Raw genomic sequence first — 10,137 nt, forward strand, 5'->3', positions numbered from 1 at the left:
GCGTTGCCGGCCACAAGCCTGCTTCACATGATTGATCGATTGATGTCGATTTATCAGACCAGCCCGGCAGACCGCCGGGCTTTCTTTTTACGGCGTGCGCTTTTTCCTCATTGGGTAAAGCTGCCGATCTTCTTCTCCACCGCGGCACGCACCGAACCGCTCGTGATGAACGAGCGCGCGGCGGCAATGTCGTTGTGAAACCAGCGATCGCCTTCCAGGCAGGCCGGGATCTGGCGACGGATCTCTTCGTAGGCCGCCTGCGTTCCCTGCCCCAGCACGAAGCCCGGCAACAGCGATTCCGTCATGGTCAGTCCCTGCGCGGCGAACAGCATTTCCACGCCGATGATGTATTGCGTGTTGGCGACCACGGTCGCGGCCTTGCGCGCGCACCAGGTCGAGTTCGAGACGTGGTCCTCGCTATTGCCCTTGGCCGGGATACTGTCCACGCTGCCAGGCATGCAGAGCGTGCGGTTTTCCATCACCAGCGAACTCATCGAGCATTGCACGACCGTATAACCGGTGTTGACGCCGCGAATGCCGCTCATCAAATTGCGCGGCAGTCCCCATGACAGCGTGGGATCGATCAGGCGCGCAATGCGCCGCTCGCAAATGCTGCCGAGGTCGGCAATGGCCATCGAAAGCAAGTCCATGGCCTGCGCCAGATACTGGCCGTGGAAATTGCCGCCCGAGATGATCTCGAACCCGCCGCCCGCCTTCCCGAAAATCAAGGGATTGTCGGTGGCCGAATTGATTTCCTTGTCGACGATGGTATCAATGTAGTCGAGCGCATCGAACACCGGTCCGTACACCTGCGGAGCGCAGCGTAGCGAGTACACGTCCTGGATGCGCGGCGTGTAGGGAATGTCGGTGCGACGCGATTCTTCCGGAAACTGCACTGCGCGAGCCTCGTGCGACGTGCGGGTCGATCCCTTGAGCAGCGTGCGGATGATCGACGCCGTCTTGATCTGCCCGGCATGCGGCCGAGCCTGGTGAATGCGCTCGTCGAATGCCGACATCTCGGCGCGCATCGCTTCCAGCGTCAGGCCAAGCGACACGCAGGCATCCGACAGAAGATTCCGTGCATCATGGGACGCCAGTACGGCAACGGCGAGCGAGACGGTGCAGCCGTTGATCAGCGCCGAGCCATCCTTGGCCTTCAGATCGAACTTGACCGGCTGGATGCCGGCGGCAACGATGGCCTGCGGCGCGCCCATGCGCTGGCCCTTGTACATGACCTCCGCCTCATCGAATCCGGCGATCGCCGCTGCGAGATAAGACAGCGGCGCGAGATCGCCGGAGGCACCGACCGAACCCTTCTGCGGCATGACCGGATGGATGCCGGCATTAAGGAAAGCGAGCAGGCGATCCACGACTTCGACGCGCGGCGCGGAATAGTTGCTGGCGAACGCATTGGCCCGCAGCAGCATGGTGGCGCGGCTCACTTCTTCGGAAAACGGTTCGCCCAATCCGGCGGCATGCGCCTTGATGAGCTGCGTCTGGAACAGTTCGATATGCTCGACCTTGACGCGCGTGTCCTTCAGCAAGCCGACGCCGGTATTGAAGCTGTACATCATCGGCGCATCGTCATGCATCCAGGTGGATTCGATGTAATCGCGGCTTTGCTTCAGCGCATCGCGCGAGGATTGCGCCAGACGCACCTCAAGGCCAGGGTTGCGTGCAATGCTGACGACCTGGTCAGCGGTCAGAGTGAAACCGTCGATATGGATAATGGTCATGGTCTTGTTTCCGTTGTGATTCCGTTGTGACTCGGTCGTGACTTATTTGGCGCCTGATTCATACCAGCGTGCAATCAGCGCGCGTTCCTCGTCCGTCATATTGGTCAGGTTCCCGATCGGCATGGATTTCAACTGTACTGCCTGGCGATACACGCGGTCCGCATGCTGCCGCAGCAAGGCATGCGTGTGCAGCATCACGCCAGCCGGCGCCGTCGCAAAGCCGGGCTGCGTCGGCTTGTCGGAGTGGCAGACCGCGCAGCGCTGCGCGATGACGCCCTGCACTTGCGCGATGTCGACCGGCGTCCCATCGCTTGACGAGAGCTTCGCTGCGGGGCGCGGTGCAATTGCTACCGCCACCACGAGAAGCAAGGCGACACCGGCCGCCGGATAGCCCCATGCAATTCTTCCCTTGTGCTTGAGGTTGAAGAAATGACGAATCAGCACGCCGGCTGCCATGATGCCCGCCAGGACCAGCCAGTTGTTGGCGTGGTTGTAGGTCATCGCATAGTGATTGCTGATCATGATGAACAGCACCGGCAGCGTGAAATAATTGTTGTGGACGCTGCGCTGTTTACCGCGCTTGCCGTAGATCGGATCGGGTGTCCTGCCGGCCTTCATGGCGTCGACCAGCTTGTGCTGGCCGGGAATGATCTGCATCAGCACATTGCCGACCATGATGGTGCCGATCATCGCGCCGACATGAATGTAGGCGGCGCGGCCGCCCAGGAATTTCGAGAGCACGAAGGCCGTCAGCACGATCAGCAGATACATCACGATGCCGAGCAACCCGTCGTGCCGACCGAGCGGCGATTTGCACAACAAGTCGTAGACGATCCATCCGGTGACCAGCGTGCCGAGGCCGATGCCGATCGCCTGCGCGCTGCTGATGTCGGCCACCGATTTGTCGATCATCATTGCCGGCGCATTGAAGTAATAGACGATGAACAGCATCGCGAAGCCGGACAGCCAGGTCGAGTAGGCCTCCCACTTGAACCAGTGCAGCTCCTCGGGCAACTGTTTGGGCGCGACCAGGTATTTCTGCGGATTGTAGAAACCGCCGCCATGTACCGCCCACAATTCGCCCGATACGCCGGCCTTTTCCAGCTCGGAGCCGGGCTTGGGCGGCTTGATCGAATTGTCCAGCCAGACGAAATAGAAGGACGCGCCTATCCATGCAATGCCCGTGATCAGGTGCAACCAGCGGACCAGCAGGTTCAGCCATTCGACGCCGTAATTCAGCAACAAAGCTTCCATGAACTCCTCAGGACAGAAGCTCGTCTGCCTCCGCGGGCGCTTCAGACGAGGGGGATTGTCTCCCGATTGGTCGCGAACCGTTGACAGCTCCGCTGCGACCAGGGTTAACCGACTTTCGATTTCGCGCGAGCGACATGCGCGCCGGTTTTTTGATGTTAAAAGATAGACTTTTTTGTAGCTCGGAACATCCGGCATCAAGTATATTTCACATACACATTATGATATAGAGGGGACGCAATGTCAGGCTTGCCGGATCATCTGGACATCCATCTCATACGCATCCTGTATCTGCTGCTCTCCGAAAAAAACGTCTCGCGCGTCGCGCTCAAGCTCAACCAGCCGCAGCCGTCGATCTCGGCGTCCCTGCGCAAGCTGCGCGAGCTGACCGGCGATCCGCTGCTGGTGCGCGGCGCACGCGGCATGGTGCCCACCCAGCATGGCGAAAGCCTGTTATTGCCGGCCAAAAAGATACTCGACGAAACCGAAAAGCTGTTCGCGCAGAAGACCGCGTTTTCCCCGCAACACGAAGCACGCACCTTTCATATTGCCGCCCCGGATTATCTGGACAGCCAGTTCCTGCCCAATATCGTTGCCGCAGTCCGCCGCGAATCGCCGAAGAGCCGGGTCGTTCTGCACGGCAAGGGGCCGGACAACGATTACCTGAAGTTGCTGTCGGACGGCGAGCTCGACATCGTGATCGCCAACTGGGACGACCCGCCCGAGCACCTGCACATGTCCAAACTGTTCGAGGACGAGATCGCCTGCATCATGCGTGCCGATTGCGCCTACGCGCTGCGCACCGGGCCGGACGACATGACGGTCGAGGACTACCTGTCGCTGCCGCATGTCGCGCCATCGCAGATGCTGCCGGGCTATTCCGGCGTGATCGAATCCTTTCTCGCCAAGCAAAACATGCACCGCAATGTGGTGGTCGAGTCGGCGTATTTCGGACTGATTCCGCACATGCTCACACGCAGCGACCTGGTGTTGACGACGGGCCGGCAATTCATGCGCTTTTACGAGCGGAATCTGCCGCTCAAGATTTTCACCGTACCGATCAAGTTCCCGACCATGCGTTTTTACCAACTATGGCACGACCGGGTGCATCAGGCTCCCGAGCACAAATGGCTGCGCGAACTGATCGCCGCGACCGCAAAGTCACTGGTGCAAAACTAGGCGATCGCAGCTATCCGCCTATATCGCGGCGCTGAAAACAGTTATCAGCCGATGCATATATCGCGGTGCCGCCTTCGCTTTACTATCGACTATCGTTCCATCGTTGTGCCGGCGCAGCGTCGCCGCCCCCTCATGATCAAGACGTTCAGGTGAAGCGTGTCCGATCTCTACAAAAACTATCCCCGCGACCTTGTCGGCTACGGCCGCAATCCGCCGCATGCGCAATGGCCGGACGGCGCACGCATTGCCGTCCAATTCGTGCTGAATTATGAAGAAGGCGCGGAAAACTGCGTTTTGCACGGCGATAAGGCATCCGAAACCTTTCTTTCCGAGATCATCGGCGCGCAAGCATTCGAGATGCGCCACTTGAGCATGGAGTCGATCTATGAGTACGGGTCGCGCGCCGGCCTGTGGCGGGTGCTGCGCATGTTCGAGGAACGCGCGCTGCCGCTCACCATTTTCGGCGTGTCGATGGCATTGAAGCGCAATCCCGAGGCGGTGGCCGCGTTCCAGGAGCTCGGCCATGAGATCGCCTGCCATGGACTGCGCTGGATCAGCTATCAGCACATGGATGAGGCAACGGAGCGTGCGCACATGCAGGAAGCGGTGCAGATCATTCGCGAGCTTACCGGCGCCGCGCCGCTCGGCTGGTACACCGGCCGGGACTCGCCGAACACGCGCAAGCTGGTGGTCGAGCACGGCGGCTTCACCTACGACGCGGACTATTATGGCGACGACCTGCCTTTCTGGGAGCAGGTCAGCGTCAGCGGCGCGGACGGTCATACGGTAAAGCGACCGCATCTGGTGGTGCCCTACACGCTGGATTCCAACGACATGCGTTTTGCCGCCATGCAGGGCTTCAACTCGGGCACGCAATTCTTCGATTACCTCAAGGATGCCTTCGACGTGCTGTATCGTGAAGGCGATCCGGATGGCATCAACCGCCCGAAAATGATGTCGGTCGGCTTGCACTGCCGTCTCATTGGACGGCCGGGGCGCGCTGCGGCACTGGCGCGCTTCCTCGACTACATCCAGTCGCACGACAAGGTCTGGGTCACGCGCCGCATCGATATCGCCAATCACTGGCGCACCATGCATCCCTTCACTGCCGCCCCATGAGCATCACACTGGAACAATTGAATAGCTGCGAGGCCAACGAATTCGTGCGAGTACTTGGCGGCATTTACGAACATTCGCCCTGGATTCCCGAGCGCGCGGCATCGCAACGCCCGTTCAAAACCCTGACAGCGCTGAAACAAAGCCTGCAGGCAGTGGTGAGCAAAGCCAGTGAAGACGAGCAACTGCGCCTGATCCGCGCGCATCCCGAACTCGCGGGCAAGGCGGCCATCGCGGGCCAATTGACCAAGGAATCGACCGGCGAGCAAGCCAAGGCCGGCCTCAACAACTGCAGTACGGAAGAATTCGCCGCCTTGCAGAAACTGAATGCGGACTACAACGCGAAATTCGGCTTTCCCTTCATCCTCGCAGTCAAGGGGCCGGACGGCAAGGGCTACACCCGTCAGCAAATCATCGATACCTTTGCACGCCGCTTGAAGAATTGCCGCGATGACGAGCTCGCGGAAGACCTGCGCCAGATTCACCGTATCGCTGAACTGCGCCTGAACGATCTGTTCGGTCACACGCCCTTGCTGGGCAATACCATCATGGAATGGGCGGAAGTGATCGGTGCCTGGAGCGATGAGGAACAGGGACTCACCTGCGCCTACATGACCGGCGCGCATCGCAAGACCGCAGCGCAGATCGCGGTGTGGATGCGTGAAGCCGGCATGCAGGTGCATATCGACGCCGTCGGCAATGTGGTCGGCCGCTACCAGTCGGACACGCCGAATGCGAAAACCCTGATGACCGGCTCGCATTACGACACGGTCTGCAACGGCGGCAAGTACGACGGCCGCGAAGGCATACTCTTGCCGATCGCGGTGGTAAAGCATCTGCATGAAGGCGGAGAGAAACTCCCATTCCATCTTGAAGTCATCGGTTTTTCCGAAGAAGAAGGCGTGCGTTTCAAGAGCACTTTCCTCGGCAGCAATGCGATTGCCGGACGTTTCGATCTCACATTGCTGGACAAGCTGGACGCCGACGGCATCAGCATGCGCGCAGCACTCCTGGAGGCATGCCACAACCCGGACGATATTCCGCAGATCGCGCGTGATCCGAAGGACCTGCTCGGCTTCGTCGAGGTGCACATAGAACAAGGGCCGGTCCTGCTGGAACACGGTCTGCCGGTCGGCATCGTGAGTTCGATCGCGGGCAGTTGCCGCTACCTGCTGGAGTTGACCGGCGTCGCCAGCCATGCGGGAACGACGCCGATGAACATGCGCAAGGATGCCGCAGCCGCTGCTGCCGAGATCATTCTGTATATGGAAAAGCGTTGCGCGCAATTCCCTTCGCTGGTCGGCACCGTCGGCCAGTTGCAGGTCCCGAACGGCTCGGTCAATGTGGTGCCCGGTGCATGCCGACTGTCACTCGACATCCGTGCGGCCAATGATGCAATCCGCGACGCCGCCATCGAGGACGTAATGCGCGAGATCGATGCGATCTGCACTCGGCGCAATGTGGAATCCAGACTGGAATTGCTGATGAGCGCGCCAGCCGTGCCCTGCGCACCGCGGCTGATGGAAAAACTGTCGGCGTCAGCCGAACGGCTCGGCGTGTCGCCTTTCACGCTCAGCTCGGGCGCCGGTCATGATGCCATGGCCATGGCGGCGATAACGGATGTTGCCATGTTGTTTACGCGCTGCGGGAACGGCGGCATCAGCCACAATCCGCTGGAAACAATGACCGCCGACGATGCGGAGATTTCAGCGCAGGTATTCCTGGATTTCCTGCGGCACTTCAAGACTGCTTGAGATCACAGAATCAGAATTGCACGAAAATCATTCACATTGGTTCGCGTCGGGCCAGTCACTACCAGGTCACCAAGCGCGCTGAAGAATCCGTAGCCGTCGTTATTGTCGAGCATCGCGCGTGCGCGCACACCGAGCTTTTCCGCGCGCTCAACCGAGTCCGGGGCATAGATCGCGCCCGCATTGTCCTCCGAGCCATCGATGCCATCGGTGTCGCACGCAATCGCATGAACGCCTTCCAAGCCGTGCAATGAAACCGCGAGGCTCAGGAGGAATTCGGCATTGCGTCCGCCACGGCCGTTTCCGCGCACCGTCACAGTCGTTTCGCCGCCGGAAATCAGGACGCAAGGCCGCTGGAAGGGTTGATTGCGCGAGGCTACTTGCCGCGCCAAGGCCGCATGGACCATGCCGACGTCGCGCGCCTCGCCTTCGATTTCATCCGAAAGAACGTAGGGCGTGATTCCCGCCGCGCGCGCGATCGATGCGGCCGCTTCCAGCGCCTGCTGCGCGGTGGCGATCACATGATGTTCATTGCGGGCGAAGCGCGGATCGCCCGGCTTCGGTGTTTCGCCGGCGCCGGAAGCGAGGTATTGCTCCATGGTATCGGGAATCGTGATCCGGTACTTGCGCAGGATGGCCAGAGCTTCCTCGCAGGTGGTTGGGTCGGGCAAGGTCGGGCCGCTGGCGATCACGCCCGGATCATCACCCGGCACGTCGGAAATCAGCAAAGTCACGACGCGGGCCGGCGCACAGGCCAACGCAAGACGTCCGCCCTTGATTGCCGAGAAATGCTTGCGCACGCAGTTGATCTCCGAGATCGTCGCCCCGCTCTTCAGCAATGCCTTGTTGACCGCTTGTTTTTGTTCGAGCGTGATGCCTTGCGCGGGCAAGGCGAGCAAGGCGGAGCCACCACCGGAAATCAGGCACAGCACCAAGTCCTTTTCAGTGAGTCCGTGCACCATTTCCATCATGCGCCCCGCCGCGCGCCGTCCGGCTTCATCCGGCACCGGATGCGCGGCCTCGACCACCTCGATGCGCTTGCAGCCCGCGCCATGGCCATAGCGCGTCACAACCAGTCCGGAAAGTTCTCCCTGCCAGTGATCTTCCACCACTTTCGCCATCGCGGCCGCGCCCTTGCCGGCGCCAATGACCAGCGTGCGCCCCTCGGGAGAGGCTTGCGGCAGAAAAGCGGGAAGGCACTTTTCCGCACTGACTGCGCCGACTGCACTGTTGAACATATCGAGCAGAAACTGGCGGGCTTGTGATGGATGCATGATGCAGGTTCTTCCTGGTAACGATGCCCGCTATTTTACGGCGCGCCTGGAATGCGTGCTGAATGTCCCTAGTCGCTCGCCTTCCTACCCCGTCACTTTCCGCACCAAGGCGCGTCCCGCGAAACGCATGCGTTGCGACAAGGGAAAACGCTTGAAGGTCGACTTCGCCGTGCCGCTGGTAAATGCGGTGCGCTTCGAATAATCGATGGCGACATCGACGATCACCGGCCGCCCTTCCCTCGCAAGCCGGCGCGCATCCGCGATGGCGCCGGCAACCGCTTCCTGGTTCGGCATGTTGATATATGCCGCTCCCGTGGCCATCGCGATGCCTTCGATATTCGGTCCGGCCAGTACCGTGCACGGCTTGCGATTGTAGGGAATCTGCTGCGCCTGCGCGATCTGTGACAGCTCTCCGTCGTGGAATACAAAGTAGATCACGCCAAGCCCACGTGATGCCGCCGTCACGATCTCCATGCAGGTCATCATGAAACAGCCGTCCCCGACGATCGCGAACACCTCCTTCTCCGGTTGCGCCAGCTTCGCGCCGATCGCCGCCGGAACGGCGTAACCCATCGCATTGAAATCGGTCGGCGTCAGCAGCTTGCCGCCGCGATGGATGGGAAACAGCTCGGCGGTCAGGAAGGTGTGATTGCCGTCGTCCAGCACCGTCACCGCATCATCCGGCATCTGACGACGCAACTCATCGAAGAAGCGCGCGGGATTGACGCGTTCCTTGCTGTCATGCGCATACCATTCCTCCCGGTAGGCGCGCTTGTCGCGTGCGATCTGCGCCTGCAGATCCGTGTTGGCAGGCCGTCCTGCGCGGGACCGCAGTTCAATCAGCAGTGCGCCGAGAACAAGCCTGGCATCGCCGGCGATGCTCACCTGGCTCGGATAGTTTGCATCGAACACATTCGGATTGATGTCGATGTGCACGAGGGCTGGTGGAACGGTTGCGCTGAAGCTGCCGGTCGGAATTTCACCGAAGCGCGCGCCGACTGCGAGCATGGCATCGCATCCGGCAAACGCATTGCGCGCCGCCGGCACTGCCGAGGGACTGAAACCGAAACCGGTATGCAGCGGATGGTCGCCGGGGAAACTCGCCAATCCCTGCAAGGTGGTGCTGACCGGCGCCTGCAGCAATTCGGCGATGGCGGCGATTTCATCCGTCGCCATGCGCGCGCCCCAGCCGACAAACAAGCCGGCCTTCCTTGCGCCGAGCAGAACATCGGCGGCTCGGCGGATGAGCACAGGGTCGGGAGCCGACGGCGGCGCCGAGGGTTTCCACTGCGGCAGTTCACCCACCTCGCCGGGAAACAGTTGCAGGTTGACGGGAAGTTCGATCAGCACCGGACCGGGTTCATCGCTCGTCGCGATCCGATAGGCCTCGAAAATGGTCGGCACCACATCTTCATGCCGCGTGATGCGGAAAGCCGCCTTGGTCAGCGGTTTCGCCAGCGCGAGCTGATCGATGTCGTGCAGCTGATATTGCCTTCCCGTATCGGTGCGGATGCCGCCAGAAAAGACCAGCATCGGAATACCGTCGAGCAGCGCCTCGCCGATGCCGCTGGACGCGTGTGTGAAGCCGGCGGCGGGGACGATGGCGAGCGCGCCGATCGTGTCGTCCGCCGCGCGACTCAAACCGTCGGCCATGAAGGCCGCACCGCCTTCGTGCGTGACAAGCACCGGCGTCACCGTGGCGGAGTTGTTGAGTTCGTCATACAACTCGGTGTTGTGCACGCCCGGTATGCCGAAGGTGAATTTGATCCCGAGCTGCTCCATCGCATAGACGGCCAGCCAGGCAGCGGTTTTCTTCATGCTTGTCTCCTT

General features: G+C 61.0%; 7 protein-coding genes. 3 read left to right on the plus strand and 4 right to left on the minus strand.

Going from position 1 to position 10,137, the window contains the following annotated elements:
- Positions 1-107 precede the first annotated feature (107 nt).
- Together VJ651_RS03875 and VJ651_RS03880 are read right to left on the minus strand one after the other, a co-directional pair.
- A complete protein-coding gene (locus VJ651_RS03875; RefSeq protein WP_324106168.1) occupies positions 108-1,736 on the minus strand; it encodes an aromatic amino acid ammonia-lyase in 1,629 nt (542 codons plus the stop codon).
- A 42-nt stretch (positions 1,737-1,778) separates the two neighbouring features.
- Positions 1,779-2,990, minus strand: a complete 1,212-nt coding sequence (locus VJ651_RS03880) for a urate hydroxylase PuuD (protein ID WP_324106169.1) — start codon at positions 2,988-2,990, stop codon at positions 1,779-1,781.
- A 237-nt stretch (positions 2,991-3,227) separates the two neighbouring features.
- On the opposite strand from VJ651_RS03880, the gene VJ651_RS03885 reads away from it, so the two are divergent.
- The 3 genes from VJ651_RS03885 to VJ651_RS03895 all read left to right on the plus strand — a co-directional run bounded on the left by VJ651_RS03885 (position 3,228) and on the right by VJ651_RS03895 (position 7,036).
- A complete protein-coding gene (locus VJ651_RS03885; RefSeq protein ID WP_324106170.1) occupies positions 3,228-4,166 on the plus strand; it encodes a LysR substrate-binding domain-containing protein in 939 nt (312 codons plus the stop codon).
- A gap of 156 nt (positions 4,167-4,322) precedes the next feature.
- Positions 4,323-5,285: an allantoinase PuuE gene (puuE, locus tag VJ651_RS03890; protein WP_324106171.1), complete on the plus strand. Its 963-nt coding sequence runs from the start codon at positions 4,323-4,325 to the stop codon at positions 5,283-5,285.
- Complete coding sequence (locus tag VJ651_RS03895) at positions 5,282-7,036, plus strand: allantoate amidohydrolase (protein WP_324106172.1); 1,755 nt, start codon at positions 5,282-5,284, stop codon at positions 7,034-7,036. The genes puuE and VJ651_RS03895 overlap by 4 nt, the downstream gene beginning before the upstream one ends.
- A 2-nt stretch (positions 7,037-7,038) precedes the next feature.
- Here the strand turns inward: VJ651_RS03895 and VJ651_RS03900 are convergent, their stop codons facing one another.
- Both VJ651_RS03900 and VJ651_RS03905 read right to left on the minus strand, forming a co-directional pair.
- Positions 7,039-8,307 carry a glycerate kinase gene (locus VJ651_RS03900; protein WP_324106173.1) on the minus strand — a complete coding sequence of 423 codons (1,269 nt, stop codon included), beginning with the start codon at positions 8,305-8,307 and terminating at the stop codon, positions 7,039-7,041.
- Positions 8,308-8,391: 84 nt separating this feature from the next.
- Positions 8,392-10,125, minus strand: coding sequence for a thiamine pyrophosphate-binding protein (locus VJ651_RS03905; RefSeq protein ID WP_324106174.1), 1,734 nt, complete (start codon positions 10,123-10,125; stop codon positions 8,392-8,394).
- Positions 10,126-10,137: the final 12 nt, after the last annotated feature.

Source organism: Noviherbaspirillum sp., from assembly GCF_035254865.1.
In the GTDB taxonomy this organism is placed as follows: Bacteria; Pseudomonadota; Gammaproteobacteria; order Burkholderiales; family Burkholderiaceae_D; genus Noviherbaspirillum.